The sequence below is a fragment of the Nitrospinota bacterium genome (assembly GCA_016208975.1).
GTDB lineage: Bacteria > Nitrospinota_A > UBA7883 > UBA7883 > JACRLM01 > JACQXA01.
In genome coordinates this window covers 897,743-918,615 of the sequence record JACQXA010000004.1, presented here as the reverse complement: position 1 = coordinate 918,615, position 20,873 = coordinate 897,743, and the positions used below count along the sequence as shown (strand labels likewise).

Below are 20,873 nucleotides of genomic sequence, written 5' to 3'. Positions count from 1 at the left end.
CCGCATCTTTGTGGCGTAATTTGGCCATGTCGAAACACGATAAGCTTCTTGCGGCGATATTAATCGGCAAGTCTGTTAACAACGTTCAGTTTGACTCATTGAGAAACCTGTTGGCGCGCCTGGGGTTTGATGAACGGACCCGGGGGAGCCATCATGTTTTCAGGAAAGATGGTATTGAAGAGAAAATCAGGTGGTGTCTCAGTTTGAATCTCAAATAACAGACAGATCCTTCACTTCGCTTGCGCTTCGCTCAGGATGACTATGTTATCAACGGCTTTTATATTGTCATTCTGAGCGTAAGTGAAGAATCTCCCCTGTACTTTCAAACTGAGACACTACCCAATTCCGATCAAATATGGATTTGGGGGAAAACCATGAGTTACAAATATGAAATCATCTTATATTGGAGCGATGAGGATGAAGCGTTTATTGCGGATATACCAGAGTTGCCCGGCTGTATGGCGCATGGGGCCTCGCCGGAAAAAGCGTTGGCTAACGCAAAGGCGGCTATCAGATTGTGGATTGATACGGCTAAAGAATATGGCGATCCAATTCCGGAGCCGCGCGGCAGGAGGCTTATGCTGGCCTGGCGAGATTTGATTTAAATGGATTTTGTGTCATCTGACAACGGCCTTTATAATCCTGTAGGCAAGTTCTAGCTTTTCCTCATCCGCCTCGTTGACCAGTTCGTTCAGCCCCTTCCTGTATTCCTTTGCGCTTTTGCCGGTATGCGCAAAATTGAAAAGATCCTGCATTTCCACGTTCATTGCGGCGCAAAGTTTTACAAGGATGTCGAATGAAGGGAACTGGTATCCCATCTCTATCCTACTTACATATTTGGAATTGATGCCGCATTTTTCCGCGACCTGCTCCTGCGTGAGTTTTCGCAAGGCTCTCAAGGTTTTCACTCTCAACCCGAACGACTTGATATCCGCCATGACGCTTTCCTCCAAACACAATAATTGTGTCCGAGTAGAGGAAATCCAGAACGCACTAATAGATAGAAAGCTATTGACAAAATCTATCTATAAGATAGAAACTCTATTTGTTAGGTTGATTGTTAGGCTATTTGGCCATTAATAAGGTGGATATGCTGGCGAGGATGGGTAGCCTTCTTTCCGCATCTGTCAGCTACTTTGCTGGGCGATATGAAAGTGAGCTATACCTGTCTCAAGCCATACTTCAGGGCAAGCATGTTTATAACAGCCTGTGTTTTTTGTTTGTCTTGCCAAGTTGCCCAACGCGAAGAAAATAAGAGCCGGATCAGCCTTAAGGTGAGAAGTTTCACTGCGTCAGTAAAAAATAAAACATGGAACACAGAGAAGGATTCGCATTTTAGTTACGATACGCTTGATTATGATTTGGATCGCATGGCTCTTGTGCTTGTTGATGTGTGGGAGCGGCACCCAAACGGTGGATGGTCAGCAAGAGCGCAAAGAAATATTCAGGAGAAAATCGTGCCCCTTCTCGAATTGACCCGCAGGCATAATATCAAGGTTATTCATGCCCATCATCTTTATGAAGGGTGGGAGCTCAGCAAGAGCATCCGCCCGCTTCCTGGCGAAACCATATTGGGGCCGGAGATAGCCCAATCGACAGCTTTATTTGATAGATTTTTACAGAAAGCGGGTATAAAGACAGTCTTGTACGCCGGATACGCTTCAAACTATTGTGTCATAAACAGGCCGGTTGGAATCATCCCCGTATCACAGCTTAAAAAATACAATATTATCTTTGTCAGAGACGCTTCGCTGGCGTTCGAGACGCCGGAAACAGTTGAAGGGTTCTGGACGCACAGAGTTATCACTAATCTTATTGAAACTCAATTTGGCCGTTCCACAACCGTTGATGGACTGAAAACGGCTCTTGACCAATAGAGCGAACCCGCTGACGCCTCATAACTCAATAAAACACCTGACAGGCTTCAGCGCGCCTGCCGAGTCCCACTTTTATTTGTACACATAAAAGGGGTATGCTATGTGTATATCGATGGAGGCAGGTTTGGGATGTTAAGAACCAATATTGAGCTCGACGAGAAGCTTGTGAGTGAGGCCTTAAGGCTTACGCGCAAGAAGACTAAAAAGGAGCTGGTGAATTACGCCATTGAGGAGCTTGTGCTTAAACTTAAGCGCAGGAAGCTTCTGGACATGGAGGGCAAGGTTGCCTGGGCTGGTAATCTTGACGAGACGAGAAAAAGCAGAACATGATCCTGGTGGACACCAGCGTCTGGATTGACTTTTTTAGGGGCGTGGACTCGCCTCACCGGAAAGCCCTTCATAGACTTATTGAAGCCGATGAAGACATGGCCATTACTGAAATAATCATGACGGAGATTCTTCAAGGCGTTAAAGACGAACGCCAGTTTCAAACAGTCAAGCAAAGCCTTATGACGTTTCCTGTTTTGCGCCCGAAGGGCATCGAAACGTATATTGAGGCGGCGCGGATTTACAAAGAATGCAGAAAAAAGGGAAAAACAGTAAGGAAAACGATTGATTGCATCATCGCCGCCATATGCATGGAGAATAATCTGGCCCTCTTCCATAAAGACAGTGATTTTGACTTTATCAAGGCATGCGCTGGCTTGAAATGCTATGAGGTTCCCAATATTTAATAATGAGAATCATACTGCCGCCTCTTTCTCCTGGTTCCCGTTCAACCCATCTATCTTCCCCCTCAAGAACCACAACAGGGCCAAGCCGGGCAATGCGGTGATGGCTGTGAATCCGAAAAACGCGGCCCATCCCATATATTCCACAAGATATCCGGAAGTGGGGGTGACGAACGTCCGGCCCAGCGCCGATAGCGACGACAGTATGGCGTATTGGGTGGCTGAAAACCGGTGGTCGCACAGGGCCATCAACAGGGCCACGAACGCCGCGGAGCCCATGCCGCCGGTGAAATTCTCAAACCCTATGGCGAATATCAGCAATCCAAAATTTTTTCCATAAACCGCCAGCGCCATATATGAAAGGTTCGAAACCGCCTGCAGAATTCCGAAAGCCATAAGCGCCCTGTACAGCGGCATCCGCGCCATCAGTATTCCGCCCAGGAACGAACCGGCGATGGTGGCCGCCAGTCCGAACCCCTTGTTGATGGCGCCAACCTCGGTTTGCGTAAACTCCATTCCCCGGAGCAAAAACGTGGTGGAAAGGCTACCGGCGTAAGCGTCCCCCAGCTTGTAAAGGACGATGAGCGCCAGCGTGAGAATCGCCGCGTCTTTGGAGAAATAGTTTTTTAGCGGCCCCCATACCGCTTCGGACAACGTGCGGGGCGGTTTTATCTCCCCGTCCGGCTCCGGAGCCAGCAACGTGCCCGCCACCTGTACGGCCATGATAACTGCCATCATGCGGAACGTGGCGGGCCAGCCGAACCTGTCCGCCGCGATAAGCGCCATCGCGCCGGAGGTTATCATCGCCAGCCGGTACATGGTGACAAACACCGCCACCCCCGCGCCGCGTTCACGTTCCCTTAAAATATCGGTCCGGTACGCGTCTATCACGATGTCCTGCGATGCGGACATGAACGCCAGCGAAAGCGCCAGCGCCGCCAGCGCGAATGGGGTTTCGTCCGGAGCCGCGAAAGACATCAGTACCATCAGCGCCGCTAACGCCAATTGGGTGAAAGCTATCCACCCGCGCCGCCGCCCAAGAGGTAGCGGCGCGAACCGGTCCATCAGCGGCGCCCAGAGGAATTTCACCGTGTAAGGCAAGGCCACCAGCCCGAACAGGCCGATGGATGTCAGATCCACCCCCGCCACGGTCATCCACGCCTGCAACGAGCTACCGGTCATGGCCAGCGGCAGACCCGATGAAAAACCCAATATGCTCACGGCGGCCACCCGGCGGTTGGTGAACACCGATAGATATGGGGAAGTGGACTGTTTGCTCATGTTCCTTAAATTCGCACTGCCCGAAAAGTCCGTACATTATAAGTGTTAAAATGCGGTCATGGGAAACGATGAATCGAAAATGGACGCGCGATGCCCTCTGATTTTCTGAACAGGCTTTGTTATGCTTCACCGTGGTCGCTGACCACGGTCCTATGCTCGCGCGTGGAAGACCGGGGTCGGGCGACCCCGGCGAAGCCAATATGACAACTTTCGCCTTTCCCTGACCTGGAATTAGTGATGGGAAACGATGAAACGAAAACGGGAGCGCGCGATGCCTTCTGATTTTCTGAACAGGCTTTGTTATGCTTCACCGTGGTCGCTGACCACGATTCTTTATTAGTGTGTGGAAGACCGGGGTCGGGCGACCCCGGCGAAGCCAATATAACAACTTTCGCTTTTCCCTGACCTGGATTAGTGATGAAAAACAATAAAACGAAAAGTTGAGCGCACGATGCTCTCTGATGTGGTTGGCAGGCTTTCCCGGTTTTTCTTCCCCGAGGAGGTGGATTTTTTCGGCCCCATGGGGGAGATGCTAAAGCTCATCAGCTCCGGTGTTGATTTGTATCTGGATGCCTGCTCCAAACAATCTCTCACGCAGGAAGAAAAAGAACGGCTGTTGGACAATCTCAAACGGCTGGAGAAGAAAGGGGACGAGATACTTGTCCGCGTGGCTGGCGGCCTGAAACGCACCTTCACCCCGCCCTATTCCGCCATGGACCTGCGAAGGATGTTCGAATGTCTGGACAACGCGGTGGACATGCTCGACGAGTCGGCCAAGCTGGTTATCCATTCGAACTACCGTTCAGGGTTCCCCGCGTTTGTAAGCGAACAGCTGGAGATATACAGGAAAGGTATAGCCGAGGCCATGGCCCTGCCGGAGTTGATGGCCGATTCCAGGGCCAACATGGGCAAAATAGCCGCCACGCTGGATTTGATGAACGCCATGGAAACCGCCGCGGACGCGGTGTATTGGCGACACAAGAAAGAGATTCTGGCGGGTATAAACGCCGCCGCCGAGGCCAACAGGCTTATGGATTACCGCCGGGGTATGATGGACGAAATGATCCTGGACCGGATGGAAGAGCTTTTGGACACCCTGGTGGACATGATAAAGACCGTGGAGGATCTTTTAATCGAGCATGCCTGAGCAGGCGTTCACCCATCTGGCCGCACTGTTCCTGGCGCTGGCTTTCAACTATATCGTGGGGTTCCACGACGCGGCCAGCACAATAGCCCCCGCCATCGCCACCCGGGCGCTCACGGCCCGCGCCGCGCTCATGCTGGCGGCGGTGTCCAACCTGGCGGGTTCCCTCATTTCCCACAAGGTGGCCTACACGATTGCAAGTGGCGTGGCGGATCCGCATTTCATGGATTCCCAGGTTGTGGTTTGCGGGTTGCTGTCCGCCACAATATGGAACCTTTTCACATGGCGTTTCGGGCTACCTTCCAGTTCTTCCCACGCGCTTATTTCCGGCCTATTGGGCGCGGCGGTGGCCAAAGCCTCCACAATGGACGGGGCCTTGACGGCGCCCATCCACTGGAGCGCCCTTTTTCAGATAGCCATGGCGCTTTTCACCTCGCCGGTTTTCGGTTTTTTGGTTGGGTTCGCATTTTTCAGGATAGCGGCCCGATGGGCCGGATCCGCCGGGCCCGTGGCCACTTCCATCCAGAAGTCGAACAGGGTTTACGCCCGGCTACAGGTGGCCTCGGCGGCGCTTTCCAGCATGGCCCATGGCGCCAATGACGCCCAGAAAACCATGGGGGTAATGGCGCTGGTCCTGATGCATGGGGGATATTCGGAAGGCCTGCAAGTGCCCTTGTGGGTAACGGCCGCTTGCGCTATCACGCTAAGCCTGGGAACGCTATCGGGCGGGTGGAGAATAATACGTTCTGTGGCCAAAAAAATAACGGACATCCAGCCTGTCCACGGATTTTCCGCCGACGCCGCCACAGGGGCGGTTTTGTCCGCGGCTACAAGCCTTGGAATGCCCGTTTCAACCACTCACGTTGCCATATCTTCAATAATTGGCGTTGGGGCGGCGAAGACCGCCGGCAAGATGGGGCGGGATATGGTAACCCACCTCATATACGCCTGGGCCGCAACCATACCGGTAACCGCGCTTATTTCCCTCCTTTCCTACCGGCTCGCCCTGCGTGTTGGGTTTGATGCCTTCCTCGTTGCAGTTTTCTGTGCATCGGCCCTGCTTTTCTTGCTGAAAGCAAAGAAATAACATCTTTCCGGGGGATTGCGGAAATCCCCTCTTTCCTCTTCTCGCCCATAAATCACTCCTTCGAATTAACCGAAGAAATCACACGGCTCCTGGCACTCTTCCCGGGTCTTCTCCTCGGGCTTTTCCTTTTTCCTCGGAATGCCTTTCCCGCCCCGGCGTTCAATGCCGCCCCAAAACTCGCCATCGGTGAGTATGATGCCCGTTTTCTGGGCCTGTTCTATGAGCGCCACCCGGCGTCTTTCCGTGATAGCCATCTGGGTTGAAGAAACCCTCTCCAGCATGATCGTATCTCCTACTTCCGCCCCTGATTCTAATATGCGCCTGTACCCGGTAAAAATCAAAGGCTTGTAGAACTCCAAGCTTGGAAACATTAAATATTCAAACGATTAGCCCCGGATTTTATGCGCCCGGCTTTTATGGAAAAAGCAGATCAATTAACAATGCTAACCGAAAAAGTCGGACGGCATTGAAAAGCCATCACTTGCGTTGCCGGTCACTTTTCCCAAGCTCTGCTGGGCCGGAGCGGATCCTTCTCGCTTCCCCTCCGCCGTTTTGGACTCACTGACTGAAACATCCCTATAATCCTGGGGTTTTTTAGGTTCAGATTCAGTGGCCATGGTCTTTCCGGACATGAAACAACCCTCCTGCTGACCCAAAACATCTTTAAATCTAATATGTGTTCAATCAACTTAATATGCAAATGGGCTTGGATTGAGCCATTTGGAATAAATCGTAGCTATTTGCGAGCATAAAGCCGCCGCAAATATTATCTATACCTTAGAATATCAAATGGATACAAAAAGCAGGAGTTTGGGGAAAAAAGGACATGGGATTGAATGTTAAAAATATTCAGCGAATAAAAAACCCCGGCGATGGTTACCGCCGGGGCGTTTTTTAACTAAATAAGCGGGAAACGCTTATTTGTCGTTCTGATGCAGGAACGCTATCAGGTCCGCAACTTCCTCGGCGGAAAGAGCGGGGATCTTCATAGCGGTTTTCGCGGCCTTGTCACGGCCGGGTTTCCAGGTTTTCAGCTTCTGTACATCGGCGTCGTTACCTTCCCAGGTTTTCTGCGGGTCGGCCAGCCATTTGCCAAGCCATTCGTCGTTATGCCTGGCGGTCACGCCTTTGAGGCCGGGGCCAACGGAATTCTTATCATCGAGCTTGTGGCAGTTTTTGCACTGGCCCTTGCCCTTGAAAACCCCTTCGCCCTTGCCAGCGTCCCCGGCGGAAGCGAAGCCGGCGAAGGCCACCACCATAGCGAAACAAACGGTAACCATGCCCAAAATGTGTTTCTTCATGAAACTCCTCCAAAACGGTTAAGGATTTATCGTAACCTCGCGGATTTTTACAGACAAAAAAGCCCGCGCGGTGTTACCCCAACAAATAGGACAAAAGATAATTTTAGCGGTCAGCCAAAGAGCATCCGGATTCCCCCGTCAACGCCGGTGTCCGCGTAAGCGAACCCGCTTTATACCGGTACAAAAGTTAAAGCGGCCGGATGCGCGGCGTTATATAGTTTGACTAAGGCCCAAATCCTAAACTTTGACCAGTTCTCTGTCAAGGAAATTTTGGGCTCAAAGGCTCTTTATATGGCCTCCGCGGGCGTTGATGCTTTCTATCCACAGCTTTTGCGCGCATATGTACAGGCCCCAGGTGTTGAAATTGCGGGCGCAAATCGCTTTCCACCCTGGACATCTATTAGTAGCCTCATAAGGGGGCAGGTTTCCGGCAAATCAAAAATTAACATTTAGACTTGACATTAAGTGTTGAATGTAATAAAAATTGTCCCACGCTTATAGTGGTGAGCAGAGGGGTGTATTAATAGAACTCATCAATTCGAGCTGTCCACAGTGATTTCAAACCCGGTTACAGAGCGGGTGTGAAATATATGTCTAGGTGCCTTAAGTTAACTTTTTGAGGAGGCGTGTTTAAATGAAGAAACTTTTTGTCGTTATGTCGGTCATGGCGTTCGCCATGATGGGCGTGATGGTGACGCCGAAGGAGAGCGCGGCGGTTCCGTCATTTGCCCGGCAGATGAACCTGCCCTGCTTTAGCTGTCACTATCAGCACATCCCGAAACTGAACGCTTTCGGGCGCTCGTTCAAAGCTGGCGGTTTCACTGACGCCGCTGTGGACCTGATCGAGGACGAGTTGGTGTCCGTTCCGGCTACCGCTCCGGTGTCCTTCGTGATCAAGTATCGCTACCAGCAGGCCACCAACAAAACGTCTTCCGATCCGAAAGTGGGTCTGGAGCGCGGTGAGTGGCAGGTTTATGATGAAGCCGCCGCCTGGTTCGCCGGCCGCGCTGGCAAGAACGTGGGTTACGCCGTAGAGTTCCCCGGGCCTGCCGTGTCCTCCAAGGTTGTCTTCACCGGCACCGTGGGTGACGTAAGGGCCGGCTTGGTGGCTTTCGCTACCGACGCCCTTGGGCCTTTCTGGGGCATGGACCTCTCCAACACCGGCGTTGTCCGCTCTGCCCGCGCTTTCGAGCACAGGAAAGAGACCTCCGCCGCTCAGGCTTCCGGCTTGGGTGACGGCGAGGTGACCGGTCTTACCCTGTACGCCAACACCGGCCTGATATTCGCCGCCGTCGGCCTCTGGGGCCCGGCCATCGAAGGCCCGGACACCGGGTTCGACCTGTCCACTTCCTATCGCGTGGCTGTTATGCCGACCCTGGGTGGTTTTGACACCCTCATCGGCGTGTTCGGCACCGCTGGCAAGACCAAATGCGGCAACTGCGGCAACCTCGGCCTCGATGGCACCGCCATCGCCGAAGTCAAAACCGAAGCTCTCGGTGTTGACCTCCAGGCCCAGGGCGACGTGGGTGGCATGACCCTCGAGCTGCAGGCCCAGTATGTCACCGTCTCCGCGAATGACGTGATGTACAAAAAGGGTGACTACCTCTCCGCGCAGGCCGAGCTCGGCCTGAGCAAGGCTCTGGTGCTTGGCCTGGCTTATGGCAACACCACTGATAAGAGCGGCTCTTCCGACCTGAAGACCTCCGCTATCACTGGCAAGCTGACCTGGAACCTGGCCCAGAACGTGTCCATCACGCCGGAGTACACTGTGTACAGCGAAGATGGCCGGAGCAAGGACAACCAGCTCACCGTCATGGTATTCGCCGGCTTCTAAACCGAAGCAAGCGTAACGCTCTTACGGGCCTCCACCTTCGGGTGGAGGCCCTTTTTATTTGCGGGAGCCGAACTTGCCAGTCCGGGCTTGTTGAAGCCTGTCAGGCTGAGCCTATCGAAGCCCGACACTAACTGTTGTCACCCTTCGGCAGGCTCAGGGTGACAATTCAGTTTCCCCATGGCCGCCCGATCCGCTTCGCTGTGGACGCCGTTTACCCCGCTTCCCCGTGGTCGCTGACCACGGATTCTTCAACCAGGTAGTGTCTCAGTTTGAAAGTACAGGGGAGATTCTTCACTTACGCCCAGAATGACAATATAAAAGCCGTTGATAACATTGTCATCCTGAGCGAAGCGCAAGCGAAATGAAAGATCTGTCTATTATTTGAGATTCAAACTGCGACACCACCTTCAACCAGCCTTTGTTGAACCCAATGCCGTTTTTATGCTAAATTCACCCTTTTGCGAATTGGAGTAGATAATGCACCCTTGGTTTGATATCAACACTGGCGATCGTGCCCCCACTTACGTGACCGCCTATATAGAGATAGAGTCCAACTCCCGGCTTAAGCTGGAGCTTGAAAAAAAGACCGGCCTGCTGAAGGTGGACCGCATCCTGCACGGCGCCGTGCATTACCCGCACAGCTACGGATTCATCCCCCAGACCTATTGTGACGATCACGATCCGCTGGACATCTTTGTCCTTTGCTCAGAGACGATCCCTAGCGGTTCACTGGTGGAGGGAAGGGTGATAGGGCTCATGCAGATGTTCGACCAGGGGGAACTTGACGACAAGGTGATAGCCGTGGCCGCCACAGACCCGGCCTATACCGAAATATTCAACATAAGCCAGCTTCCCCAGTATCAGCGGGACGAGCTGAGGAAGTTCTTCGAGGAATACAAGACCCTGGAGAAAAAAGAGGTGAAAGTCACAGACTTCTTGAACCACGACGAAGCGGCCAAGGCCGTGCGCCGCTCCATGGACATGTTCCAGGCGGAGAAGAAGAGGCTGTTCCAGGAGTATGGTTATATCCCCAATTCCCAGTTCGTGCGGGGCGAAGGTAAATAGCTCACGCCGGGCCGGGGAAGCGCTAACCCCCGGCCATCTCTTCCACAAAATCCCGCCTATTTTGATTATTGCCTTGACGCGGCCTGGCGCCGGTTTTATAAAGCAAAAGGACATATAAAGCCATAGGGCTCTAACAGATAAGCCGAAGGAGGATTAATGGGCAAGATAATAGGCATAGACCTGGGAACCACAAACTCGGTCGTTGCCGTAATGGAAGGTGGCGAGCCGAAAGTTATTGTAAACCAAGAGGGTTCCAGGACTACTCCCTCGGTGGTCGCGTTTACCAAAGATGGTGGAAGGCTTGTGGGCCAGGCCGCGAAGAACCAGGCCATCACCAACGCCGAAAACACCATATTCTCGATAAAACGCTTCATGGGCAGACAGTACGGCGAGGTGAGCCAGGAAATGAAGCTGGTGCCTTACAAGGTTGTGGCTGGCCCCGATGGCAAGGCCATGGTGGAAGTGCGGGGCAAACAGTACTCGCCGGAGGAGATATCCGCCCATATTCTTATGAAGCTCAAATCCGCGGCGGAAGCCTACCTGGGCGAGAAAGTGACCGAAGCGGTTATAACCGTTCCCGCATATTTCAACGACGCCCAGCGGCAGGCCACCAAAGACGCTGGCAGGATAGCCGGGCTGGAGGTTAAACGCATCATCAACGAGCCCACGGCGGCGGCGCTGGCTTACGGGCTGGACAAAAAGAAAGACGAAGTGGTGGCCGTGTACGACCTGGGCGGCGGCACGTTCGACATATCCATCCTGGAAGTGGGCGACAACGTGGTGGAAGTGAAAGCCACCAACGGCGACACCCACCTGGGCGGCGACAACTTCGACCAGCGGGTTATAGACTGGCTGATCTCCGAGTTCAAGAAAGACACCACCATAGACTTAAGCAAGGACGTGATGGCCCTGCAAAGGCTTAAAGAGGCGGCGGAGAAGGCGAAAATAGAGCTTTCGCAAAGCCCCGAGAGCGCCATCAACCTGCCATTCATCACCGCGGACGCTTCAGGCCCCAAACACCTGAACGTAACCCTCACCCGGGCCAAGTTCGAGGCGATGATAGACGACCTGGTGGAGCGGAGCAGAAAGCCGGTGGAGAACGCCATGAAGGATTCCGGGCTGAAACAGTCGGAAATCCACGAGGCCATACTGGTGGGCGGTTCCACCCGTGTGCCCATGGTGGAAAAGCTGGTTAAAAACTATTACGGCAAAGAGCCGCACAAAGGCGTAAACCCCGACGAGGTGGTGGCCCTGGGCGCGGCTGTGCAGGCCGGCGTGTTGGGCGGCGAGGTGAAGGACATACTTTTGCTAGACGTTACGCCCCTGTCGCTGGGCATTGAAACCCTTGGCGGCGTGATGACCCGCATAATAGAGCGCAACACCACCATCCCCACGAGGAAAAGCGAGATATTCTCCACCGCGGCGGACAACCAGACATCGGTGGAGATCCACGTGATGCAGGGCGAGCGCCAGATGTCCACGGACAACCGCACACTGGGCCGGTTCCACCTGGAGGGTATCCCGCCCGCGCCGCGCGGCATGCCGCAGATTGAGGTGACTTTCGACATAGACGCAAACGGCATCGTCCACGTTTCCGCCAAGGACAAGGGCACCGGCAAGGAGCAGAAGATAACCATCACCGGCTCATCCAGCCTCAACGAGGACGACATCAAGAAGATGGTGGGCGACGCCCAGGCCCACGAGGACGAGGACAAACGCGCCAAGGAACTGGCCGAGGCGCGCAACCAGGCCGACGCGCTGATCTACCAGACCGAGAAGGCGTTAAAAGAGCACGGCGGCAAGCTTTCCGACGGCGACAGGAAAAACCTGGAAGACGCCGTGGCGGACGCGAAGAAATCCATGGAGTCTAAAGACCCGGCGGAGCTTCACGCGGCTGTTGAAAAGCTCCAGACCGCCAGCCATAAACTGGCGGAAGCCATCTACCAGAAAGCCTCGGCGGAAGGCGGCGCGCCCCATGGCGGCCATGAAGGCCCCGGTGGCGAACCTTCAGGCGGCCCCAAGGAAGACGTGGTGGACGCGGAGTTCGTGGACAGCGACAAGGAGAAGAAGTAGTCTTTAAGGGCAGTCGAGTTAATCAGCCCCGCCATTCGAAAGGACGGCGGGGCTTTTTATTTAGCGCGCCCAGCGAATCGCTTTTTTTATGTCGGTATCATCCAGTCCGAGCGACTTGATTTTATCCCTCATGCTCTCCAGCCCCTTCCTGGCGGGCTCTATTTTAACAGGCTTGAGGACTATGGAGTTGTCCTTAACGGAAACATCGAAGTAGTCCACACCATTAAAACCATCTGCGATTTTTTTTGGAAGGGTCAGTTGGTTCTTCGATGTCTTTTTAGCAAGCACATTCCTTGTTTCCTTACAATAAGGATACAATGCTATTGCTTGTTTCGTTTGCGGAAAAATGCGCGACGTTCCGGCGACGGGCTTAGGCGGCTGAACAGAACATCTGTGATTGTCAATCCAGACATGATTACTCCTGCGCTTTCCTGAAGTTCATATATGTTCTAATAATTCTCCAGCGTCTCTTTTAAACTGGCCGCAATTCTATTTCGCAATCCCGCAGGTTTTACCACCCTCACCGCCGGGCCAAAACCCAAAATAAACCGCGTCAGCTCGTAATCGAGGCAGACTTGCATTGATAACCGGACGCGCCCATCTTCCATCTCAACGATTTTCTGCGAAGGGTGCCAGCGCCGCTCCTTGACGTATTTGGCCGCATTCTCGTCGAACTCCAGCTCCACATTCACCCGCCGGCCGGAGCCGAGGCCGATGCTGTCTTGGGAAATTTCCGGTATATTCCGCGCCGGGCCTGGCTGGAAAAGCTCATTTGTAACGGTTACGTTTTTTATCCTCTCCACCGCCAGGGTTATTATTTTGCCGTGCGCCGGGGAATGGCAGTAAACATACAGCCCGTTTGAATGCTCGAAGACGTGATAAGGATGGATAGAAAGCTTTTTCACCCTGCCCGAATGGAACGAATTATATACGATGGAAACAACCCTGGACTCGATGATGGCGGAAACGATTTTGTCCAGAGCGCGTTCATGGGATGCGTAGCCTTTCGCGCCTTTCACGAAGGGGAAGAACAGGTTTTTAGCGGACTGAAATCCGTTGGTTCCATTTCCCCGCGCCACCAGTTTGCCCACCAGCGACAGGATATTATTTTCAAAAGAGGAACCACCCAGCTTCTTCGCCAGATTGGACGCAAAAAGGAGCGACAACTTTTCACCCTGCGAAAAAGGGATTTCGCCGGATTCCGCTCCATTGGTCTTCTGCATCCGCCAGACAACCCGGAATCCGCTTTCGTCTTTATATATGGGGCAACCCAGTTTCTCCAGCCCCTCCATATCCCGGTAGATGGTGCGTACCGTAACCATGTATTTACTGGCGGCGTGGGATGGATAAACGCCGGAGGCCGAGCGCAAATCGTTCATCAGGCCAATAATGCGGACGCTTTGGCTGTTCCTGGGCAAACCGGCCTCCCGGGTTACATGGAAATTCGGCAGGACGCGTATTCCGTCCCGTCATAAAAACCCACACCAAATTATACCGGAACGTTGTGACAGGCAAGGTCTCAAAATGAAATAGTACAAGGGAATTTGTGACCTGCCCTGTCACAAAGGCGCCATACCCTCTCTCCATTAGCGCCGGAGCCCGCGCCCCGGAGCGGTTATGAACGAGAAAAGGAGGGGGAAGATGAAAAAGGTGTTAGCGGCTCTCATGACGGTGTTGATGGTTTCAGCCTGCGGCGGAGGAGGGTCTGGCGGTTCGAATACGGCCGAGGCGGATAAGCTTCTGGGCAACTTCAAGTTCGTTTATGTCATCATCAGCGAGTATACAAAAAAAGTTACCCTGGACGCCAAAACATCGGAGAAAAACTCCGATGGTGAGGATATTTATAGCGGATATGACGCTGATTATCCAACATATTCGGCCTTGGCCGCTTGGTCTCCATCACTTTCAAAATATCTTTTGGTTGTCCAGACTGCCATTACCGGCTGGTATTACGATTACACCTTCGTCATAGAATCAGACGGAAGATTGACTGGATGTTTCTACCTGTCCATTAACGGTAGCCTAAGCCCATGCTACGCATTGAACTCCACAACGTCTCACAAATATTCAGCAGGCGCGTGGGGCAGGACAGGAGCAGTCAAATATACCGGCAAAGGTTCGGACGAGGCGGAAAGCCTATTGCGTGAAACAATTGGCGCCCCTTCAGGCGAAAAGGCCGGGCCGGAAGTGGCGGCCGCGCTGGGCGAGCTTGAGGGAATGTTGCAGGCGGCCCCATAGGTCAATGGCCTGGCTGGTAATGAAAAGCCCGCCCCCGCCGGCAACAAAAAGTTGCCATACGGGGCCGGGCCTTTTATATTGATTACATAATAACCATGCAAGCGCGGGTTCGAGGGAAAAATGTCCATATTGCGTTGGGATCCAGCCAAAGACCTGATGTTCGTGCAGGACAGGATGAGCAAGCTGTTCGAGTATGTGCTGGCGAACCTGGATGTGGACATAAGGTTCCCCTCCCCTTGGGTGCCGCTGTGCGACGTTTACGAGAACGCCGAAGGGTTCGTGTTAAAGGCGGAAGTGCCCGGCATGAGCCTGGACGACATGGTGCTGGACATCAGCGGCAACACCGTTACCTTCGTGGGCGTGCGGAAAAAACAGAAAGACGTGAGCGATGAAAGCTATTTCCGTATAGAGCGGAACTATGGCAAGTTCATCCGCAATTTCATCCTGCCGTGCGAGGTGGATGAAAATAGCGTGAGCGCGTCATTAAAAGACGGGTTGCTTTCAGTTACCATTCCGAAAGCGAAAACCCAAACGGCGGGTTCTGTAATCCCCGTGTCGTCGGAATAGGATCAAACTACCAGTTGTCCGATGAACCTCCACCCCCGGATTCGCCCCCGCCCCCGCTAAAATCACCGCCACCGGAATCGCTTCCGCTGTTTGAAGAGTTTCCATAGTCGCTACCGCCGCCATAATAACCGGAACCATTGTCTGGCGGGCCACGCCTTCCACTTTTTGCCCTCCCTGCGGCCTTGGACAAAATAATGAAAAAAACCACAATAAAGAGGATGATAGGGATCAATATGATTTCCCATCCCGAGAAATCCTCCTGTCCGGCGCTTGCTGGCGAGGGCAATTTCTCCCCGGCGATGGATTTCAATATTGCGTCCACCCCGGCGGAAATTCCTGTAGCGTAGTCTCCCTCCTTAAACCTGGGAACCACAAGCTCGCTGGTGATCCTTTTGCAAATTGCGTCCGGCAAAGCCCCTTCAAGCCCGTAACCCACCTCAATGCGCATGGTACGGTCTTGCATGGCCACGGTGAACAACACCCCGTCGTCCATCCCTTTCCGGCCAAGTTTCCAGCTTTCAAATACACGGATGGAGTATTGCTCTATGGTCTCCGGCTTGGTGGACGGGACTATAAGCACCGCCACCTGGCTCCCCTTCGTTTTGTCAAACTCCCGGAGTTTCGACTCCAGCTCGGCGGCCTGGCTGGATGAAAGCGTTCCGGTCAGGTCGGTCACGGCGGTACGCAAAGGGGGTATTGGCGTCTCGGCCCGCCCGGCGCCGGGCCACAGGCAGAGCGCCGTAGCGGGAGCCAGGATAAAAAGAGCGCGCCGCCAAATATTTATACGCATTTATCTAAAAGGGCTGATGGTTATTTTTGCCCGAAATCCACCTTGGGGGCAGTGGATATCTCTTTTTCGTTAGCCACCTCGAAGGTGGGTTTCACCGTGTAGCCGAAAACAATGGCCGTGAGGTTCGAGGGAAACGAGCGCACGGTCACGTTATATCCTTCCACCGCTTTTATGTAACGGTTGCGGGCCACGGTGATGCGGTTCTCCGTGCCCTCCAGCTGGGCCATCAGGTCGCGGAAAACACCATCGGCTTTCAATTGGGGATAGTTCTCGGCCACGGCGATAAGCCTGGAAAGGGCGCCTTGCAGGCCCGCCTGGGCTTGTTGGAAAGCGGCGAAGGCTTTCGGGTCGTTCAAAAGCTCCGGGGTCGCCTGGATGGAAGCCACGCGAGACCGGGCAAGGGTGACATTTTCCAGTATCTCTTTTTCATGGGCGGCATAGCCTTTGACCACGTTCACGAGATTGGGCACAAGGTCCGCCCGGCGCTGGTACTGGTTTACCACCTCGGCCCAATGGGCTTTTATGCTTTCATCCCCGGCCTGGAAGGCGTTATAGCCGCAACCGTTCAACGTCAAGACAAACACCGCCAGCATAGCGGTGAGTGAGAGCCTCGCCATTTTATCCATCACAAACCTCAAAACGAAAACAGTTGTTACATAAACCGGCCCCCACCATGATATGACCCCGCAGTGGGCGTGACAAGTGTTTGAGTTGAAAACGGTTGGGGTTGTCATTTTGAACCGGCAATAAACTGTTGACACAGTATTGGAATTGACCTCAAGATAATGAAGTAAAATAACTCGCAATTCTTTCACCATATTATGCCTCCGCGCCTTGCCTTGCCGCGCGGACACATGGCGCAGAAGAGGGGGAACGGGTGATGCGTGCGCTGATCGCAGGAGACGCGGCGGTAGAGCGGCAGAGGATACGCTCGGCGTTATCGCTTCTTGGTTTCACCGAAATACTGGAAACCCAGAACGGCAAAGAGGCCTTCGACGCCATAATATTCTCCACCAGCACCCCATCCAAAAGCATTGGCCTTGTAGTGGCCGACTGGGGCGGGGCCAATATGTCCGGCTACGAACTGTTGAAGAGCGTGAGGGCCGACGCCCGCTCCAGGAACATGGCGTTCATCATGCTGGTTGACGAGCAGAAGAAAGACGACATCCGCGCCGCCGCCGCCGCCGGGGTGGACGAGTGCATAGTTAAACCCCCCATGCCCCATCTTTTCCGGGAAAGGCTTACGCACATACTGCTACGCAGGATCGCCATGGTCCGGAAAGATGTGGACGCTTACTTTGACCAGGTCGACCTGGCCATGGAAGCCCCTGAAACCGAGATGGGCCAAAGGCGCAAGGCGGAGGAATTTTCCCGCCGGTTCCTGGCTTTAGGAGATGTTGCCCCATTCAGCGTCCAGCCGGAGCTGGAAGTGGGCAAGACTTTTATGCGGTTCCGGTTTTACGGGGACGCCGAAAAACTGCTAAGGAAAGTCATCGCCAGCGATTTCGGGGCGGTGGAGGCGCATCAATTGTTGTCGCAGGCCTTGAAAGCCTTGGGCAAGATACCCCAATCCATCAAGGAACTGGAGATAGCCCTGCAAGCCCAGCCGGAATCTGCGGACATAACCCAGAAACTGGGCGAAGCTTACCTGAGGGATGGTAAATACCCCCAGGCCATCGAGTATCTGGGCAAGGCCGTATGGCTTTTCGCCCGGGATTTGAGAAGGGCCATGGAGGCCAAAGGGCAAAACTCGCTGGGCCGGGCCAAGTTTGAGCATGGCGAGGCGGAAAATGACCAGTCCTTGCAGGAAGAGGGCATCGGGAACATGAACAAGGCTGTGGAGCTGGATCCAGACATGGTTTCGGCGTATTACAACCTGATGGTGGCCTACCAGAAAACCGGCCTGAAGTTAAAAGCCATGGAGATGTTCGAACGCGCCCACCAGATAGAGCCCAAAGACGCCGAAGGCTGGGTGGAGATGGGCAAGGTGTACCTCAATCGCGATGAATCCCAGAAGGCCCTTTTCGCCTTTAAAAAGGCCGACCAGCTTTCTGAAGGGACTTTTGAAGTGTACGAGGAGGCGGCCTTGGCGCTGTACCGGAGCAAGATGTTCAGGGAATCCCTTTATTTCATCGAGAAGGCCAAGAAAATAAACCCTTCGGACAAGTTTTCGTACAACCTGTGCGGGGTTATATACAGGACCATGGGAGACCGTCACGCGGCGGTGATGGAGTATCAGCGCGCCGCCCAGCTGGACCCGAACGACGCGGCGATCATATTCAACCTTGGGGTGGCCTACTTCAAGGCCAGCCAGGAAGACAAGAGCCTGGAGTATTTCAGGAAGGCCAAAACGCTGGATCCGTCTCTTACCGAGGTGGACAAATACCTGGAGATGCTGGGAGAGCACGCCGGCGGGTAATAGACTCCCGGCTTCCTGGTAACGCGGCTCAACTTTTCAAACCCAACCAGCTTAATCACTCATGGACGAGCAAGGTTTCAATCAATATCAACCCTCGATGGAAGAAGAGGAGCGAAAACCCCCCGTCTGCCCCCTTTGCGGGATGATGATATCCACGCCGGACGGAATGTGCCCAAGATGCGGCATAAAGATGCGGACGCATTTCCCCGGAGCCGCCATATTGTTTGGCGTCGCGGGGGCGCTGTTGGGCATCATAATTGCCCCCACGCTGGAGAGGGGGGCGCTGGTTACTTTGTGTTTTGGCGGATTCGGGCTGGGTTTCGATTTGATAGGTTATTTCACCTACACCCGGAACCGGATGCGGCGGGTATTCCGCCGGGTGGTTTGCGCCGCCCCATACGGCGCTTTGGCCGGGGGCCTTTGCGGCGGGTACATGGCTCCGGAGCTTATGGCGGCCCTAAAGTGGGAAGTGGAGAATGTTTATTACTCGTTCGGTCTTGCCGGGGCGTTCATGAGCGCCTTGTTCATGTTGGTGATGTCGGTTTCCACCGATGAATAGCGCGCGTCGGTAAAGTAACGGCGCGGACGTTGAACTGTAACCGTCCGCGCCAATTAAACCGCGCTATTTGACCAGGCTTTTCAACTGGTCCACTATCTCGCCGGGGGTGGATATTATCTTTGTGAACGTCCCCATGGTGAGCGCTGGCCAGTGCAACGCGATGCGGTATCTTCCATACAGGCAGTATGCCTTTTTATCCACCACGATAAGCTCATAAGGCATGGCGGCCACGTGGTCTGTGCCTATGATGGGCAGGAAAAACCGCTCGCCCATTTTCGTGTCGGTAAGGGCCACGCCATATACCGCCACATTTTTACCCGCCGGTTTTATTGAGTAAACCTTTTCGGCCCCGCCAGCTTTCTCCGCCAGGCGTTTTTCTATCTTCGCCGTCAGCTCTTCGAAAGTGGAAGGCTTGTCGTTGAGGGTGGACATGTCCTCAAAATATTCCATGCCAATCATGTAGTGGTAATGCTCCAGGTCTTTGACCGCAAGCCCTCCACCACCCATGGGCGCGGGTTTGGCGCTAAATCCCGCGTCTGGTTTGAACGCCGCCAGAACGTCGTTGTGAACCTTGGAAAGCGCCCGTTCCGCTTTTGAATATTCTTTCTGCGTATAGGCGCGGAACAGGTATTCGGGATTGACGATGGTGACAGTCACCCCGCCGGGGCCTTGTTTTAATCCAACCTTGAGAGCCGCCGCCAGCATCCGGGTGGGGGCCAGGCCGCCCAAGGCTGAACTTATGTCGTCCCGGGTGAAAACGATGGCGCGTAACTTTGGGTCGCTGGCGGGCGAGTATGCGCCAATCACCGAGAACCCGCCCGAGGCCAGCGCCTCGCCCACGGCTTTTTCAGCTTCCGCCATGGAGCCTTTTAGCTCACCCATGATTAAGTATGGTTGCAAGGAGGTGGCGGCTAAAGATGAACCAGCTGAAATAATGAGCGTTACAGCTATAAACAGGGCGTAGATAAACCTGGGCATTTTCAATTTCCCCCTCTTTCAATAAACGGCGTGTTGAGTGTGTGACCGCTATTTGATGCCCGGCGATGAGGGAAGATGCGAAAAAATGATTTAAACTGCGGGGGGAGTGGAATTAATGCAACTCAGGCTTGGCTGAAGAACCCCACACAAGCTTCTCATGCTAGAATTACTGAAAATAGTAAAACAACAGAGCAAGACAAATTAACATCATTCTTTAACCATGGATAAAGAAACCGAATATCTCGATGGCGTGGTTCAAGCCATAGTCCATGCCACACAGCCGGAGAAAATAATACTGTTCGGCTCTAGGGCCAGGGGTGAGCATGGGGCAGGTTCAGATTATGACATACTGGTCATTGAGAGGGAGCCTTTTGGCCCGGCCCGGTCACGCAGGAAAGAGCTCAGTAAAATCCGGCGGGCTATTTGGGACGCGCCGCTACCAATAGACCTTTTGGTGTATTCACTTGACGAGTACGAGGAGATGCAAAGCTCCTTAAACCATGTTCTCCAAAAAGCCGCCAGAGAAGGCAAATCGCTTTATGAACGGCATTGACCATGCGCGCCGGTTGATAGCGCTGGCCTTGCTGGATTTTCAGGCGATGACCAATATGCTGGAGCCTTCCATGTTTTCGGATTCAATCTTCGGCTTTCACGCCCAGCAAGCCGTGGAAAAGACACTAAAGGCATGGATGTGCCTTAATAACCAGGCTTACCAGGGAAAGCATGACTTAAGGCTTCTTCTGGCCCAGCTTGAAAAATATGGGGCGTCCAGTATTGAAAGGTTCAAGGACTTGGCGGATCTCACGGATTTCGCTGTTGAATACCGCTATGAGATATACAACGAAGAGCCGGTGGACAGGACAGAATTGATTGGCAAGGTCAGCGCGCTTATCGCTCATGTTAATGGGCAATTAGACCAAAAGTAAATC

24 protein-coding genes are annotated in these 20,873 nt (G+C 53.7%); 15 read left to right on the top strand and 9 right to left on the bottom strand.

The window, feature by feature from the left end; translation table 11 throughout:
- The first annotated feature begins 374 nt into the window (after window positions 1-374).
- Entirely contained in the window at window positions 375-605 is a 231-nt protein-coding gene (locus HY751_08050; GenBank protein MBI4666344.1) for a type II toxin-antitoxin system HicB family antitoxin, read from the top strand.
- Between the two features lie 12 nt (window positions 606-617).
- On the opposite strand, the gene HY751_08045 is transcribed toward HY751_08050, so the two are convergent.
- Window positions 618-938, bottom strand: coding sequence for a helix-turn-helix transcriptional regulator (locus tag HY751_08045; protein ID MBI4666343.1), 321 nt, complete (start codon window positions 936-938; stop codon window positions 618-620).
- A gap of 216 nt (window positions 939-1,154) precedes the next feature.
- On the opposite strand from HY751_08045, the gene HY751_08040 reads away from it, so the two are divergent.
- The 3 genes from HY751_08040 to HY751_08030 all read left to right on the top strand — a co-directional run bounded on the left by HY751_08040 (window position 1,155) and on the right by HY751_08030 (window position 2,611).
- Window positions 1,155-1,877 carry an isochorismatase family protein gene (locus tag HY751_08040; GenBank protein ID MBI4666342.1) on the top strand — a complete coding sequence of 241 codons (723 nt, stop codon included), beginning with the start codon at window positions 1,155-1,157 and terminating at the stop codon, window positions 1,875-1,877.
- A 129-nt stretch (window positions 1,878-2,006) separates the two neighbouring features.
- A complete protein-coding gene (locus HY751_08035; GenBank protein ID MBI4666341.1) occupies window positions 2,007-2,207 on the top strand; it encodes a type II toxin-antitoxin system VapB family antitoxin in 201 nt (66 codons plus the stop codon).
- The gene (locus HY751_08030) at window positions 2,204-2,611 is read left to right on the top strand and encodes a PIN domain nuclease (GenBank protein ID MBI4666340.1); all 408 of its coding nucleotides are present in this window, start codon (window positions 2,204-2,206) and stop codon (window positions 2,609-2,611) included. The genes HY751_08035 and HY751_08030 overlap by 4 nt, the downstream gene beginning before the upstream one ends.
- Before the next feature lie 9 nt (window positions 2,612-2,620).
- Here the strand turns inward: HY751_08030 and HY751_08025 are convergent, their stop codons facing one another.
- Window positions 2,621-3,889 carry an MFS transporter gene (locus HY751_08025; GenBank protein ID MBI4666339.1) on the bottom strand — a complete coding sequence of 423 codons (1,269 nt, stop codon included), beginning with the start codon at window positions 3,887-3,889 and terminating at the stop codon, window positions 2,621-2,623.
- Between the two features lie 451 nt (window positions 3,890-4,340).
- Here HY751_08025 and HY751_08020 point away from each other — a divergent pair, with 451 nt between their 5' ends.
- Both HY751_08020 and HY751_08015 read left to right on the top strand, forming a co-directional pair.
- Window positions 4,341-5,036, top strand: a complete 696-nt coding sequence (locus HY751_08020; GenBank protein MBI4666338.1) for a DUF47 family protein — start codon at window positions 4,341-4,343, stop codon at window positions 5,034-5,036.
- Window positions 5,029-6,120 (top strand): inorganic phosphate transporter, encoded by a 1,092-nt coding sequence (locus HY751_08015; protein ID MBI4666337.1) that lies wholly within the window; start codon window positions 5,029-5,031, stop codon window positions 6,118-6,120. Before HY751_08020 ends, HY751_08015 begins: the two co-directional genes overlap by 8 nt.
- A gap of 65 nt (window positions 6,121-6,185) precedes the next feature.
- Here the strand turns inward: HY751_08015 and HY751_08010 are convergent, their stop codons facing one another.
- Complete coding sequence (locus HY751_08010) at window positions 6,186-6,401, bottom strand: hypothetical protein (protein MBI4666336.1); 216 nt, start codon at window positions 6,399-6,401, stop codon at window positions 6,186-6,188.
- Window positions 6,402-7,037: 636 nt separating this feature from the next.
- Window positions 7,038-7,421, bottom strand: a complete 384-nt coding sequence (locus HY751_08005) for a c-type cytochrome (protein ID MBI4666335.1) — start codon at window positions 7,419-7,421, stop codon at window positions 7,038-7,040.
- Between the two features lie 634 nt (window positions 7,422-8,055).
- Here HY751_08005 and HY751_08000 point away from each other — a divergent pair.
- From HY751_08000 to dnaK, 3 genes are all read left to right on the top strand, one after another.
- A complete protein-coding gene (locus tag HY751_08000) occupies window positions 8,056-9,255 on the top strand; it encodes a hypothetical protein (protein MBI4666334.1) in 1,200 nt (399 codons plus the stop codon).
- Between the two features lie 474 nt (window positions 9,256-9,729).
- On the top strand, window positions 9,730-10,320 hold the full coding sequence (locus HY751_07995) for an inorganic diphosphatase (GenBank protein ID MBI4666333.1): 591 nt from the start codon (window positions 9,730-9,732) through the stop codon (window positions 10,318-10,320).
- Between the two features lie 156 nt (window positions 10,321-10,476).
- Window positions 10,477-12,393, top strand: coding sequence for a molecular chaperone DnaK (gene dnaK / locus HY751_07990; protein ID MBI4666332.1), 1,917 nt, complete (start codon window positions 10,477-10,479; stop codon window positions 12,391-12,393).
- Window positions 12,394-12,453: 60 nt separating this feature from the next.
- Here dnaK and HY751_07985 read toward each other — a convergent pair whose 3' ends face one another.
- Both HY751_07985 and HY751_07980 read right to left on the bottom strand, forming a co-directional pair.
- Window positions 12,454-12,681 carry an AbrB/MazE/SpoVT family DNA-binding domain-containing protein gene (locus HY751_07985; GenBank protein MBI4666331.1) on the bottom strand — a complete coding sequence of 76 codons (228 nt, stop codon included), beginning with the start codon at window positions 12,679-12,681 and terminating at the stop codon, window positions 12,454-12,456.
- A 161-nt stretch (window positions 12,682-12,842) separates the two neighbouring features.
- Window positions 12,843-13,811 carry a WYL domain-containing transcriptional regulator gene (locus HY751_07980; protein ID MBI4666330.1) on the bottom strand — a complete coding sequence of 323 codons (969 nt, stop codon included), beginning with the start codon at window positions 13,809-13,811 and terminating at the stop codon, window positions 12,843-12,845.
- A 199-nt stretch (window positions 13,812-14,010) separates the two neighbouring features.
- On the opposite strand from HY751_07980, the gene HY751_07975 reads away from it, so the two are divergent.
- Window positions 14,011-14,631, top strand: a complete 621-nt coding sequence (locus HY751_07975; GenBank protein MBI4666329.1) for a hypothetical protein — start codon at window positions 14,011-14,013, stop codon at window positions 14,629-14,631.
- A gap of 120 nt (window positions 14,632-14,751) precedes the next feature.
- Window positions 14,752-15,198, top strand: a complete 447-nt coding sequence (locus tag HY751_07970; GenBank protein ID MBI4666328.1) for an Hsp20/alpha crystallin family protein — start codon at window positions 14,752-14,754, stop codon at window positions 15,196-15,198.
- A 7-nt stretch (window positions 15,199-15,205) separates the two neighbouring features.
- On the opposite strand, the gene HY751_07965 is transcribed toward HY751_07970, so the two are convergent.
- Together HY751_07965 and HY751_07960 are read right to left on the bottom strand one after the other, a co-directional pair.
- Window positions 15,206-15,988 (bottom strand): YgcG family protein, encoded by a 783-nt coding sequence (locus HY751_07965; GenBank protein ID MBI4666327.1) that lies wholly within the window; start codon window positions 15,986-15,988, stop codon window positions 15,206-15,208.
- A 20-nt stretch (window positions 15,989-16,008) separates the two neighbouring features.
- Window positions 16,009-16,605 (bottom strand): LemA family protein, encoded by a 597-nt coding sequence (locus tag HY751_07960; GenBank protein ID MBI4666326.1) that lies wholly within the window; start codon window positions 16,603-16,605, stop codon window positions 16,009-16,011.
- A 263-nt stretch (window positions 16,606-16,868) separates the two neighbouring features.
- Between HY751_07960 and HY751_07955 the strand changes: the two genes are divergently transcribed.
- Entirely contained in the window at window positions 16,869-18,407 is a 1,539-nt protein-coding gene (locus HY751_07955) for a tetratricopeptide repeat protein (GenBank protein ID MBI4666325.1), read from the top strand.
- A 61-nt stretch (window positions 18,408-18,468) separates the two neighbouring features.
- Complete coding sequence (locus HY751_07950) at window positions 18,469-18,966, top strand: hypothetical protein (GenBank protein MBI4666324.1); 498 nt, start codon at window positions 18,469-18,471, stop codon at window positions 18,964-18,966.
- A gap of 63 nt (window positions 18,967-19,029) precedes the next feature.
- On the opposite strand, the gene HY751_07945 is transcribed toward HY751_07950, so the two are convergent.
- A complete protein-coding gene (locus tag HY751_07945) occupies window positions 19,030-19,944 on the bottom strand; it encodes a hypothetical protein (GenBank protein ID MBI4666323.1) in 915 nt (304 codons plus the stop codon).
- Between the two features lie 220 nt (window positions 19,945-20,164).
- On the opposite strand from HY751_07945, the gene HY751_07940 reads away from it, so the two are divergent.
- On the top strand, window positions 20,165-20,497 hold the full coding sequence (locus tag HY751_07940; GenBank protein ID MBI4666322.1) for a nucleotidyltransferase domain-containing protein: 333 nt from the start codon (window positions 20,165-20,167) through the stop codon (window positions 20,495-20,497).
- Complete coding sequence (locus HY751_07935; GenBank protein ID MBI4666321.1) at window positions 20,484-20,870, top strand: HEPN domain-containing protein; 387 nt, start codon at window positions 20,484-20,486, stop codon at window positions 20,868-20,870. Before HY751_07940 ends, HY751_07935 begins: the two co-directional genes overlap by 14 nt.
- Window positions 20,871-20,873: the final 3 nt, after the last annotated feature.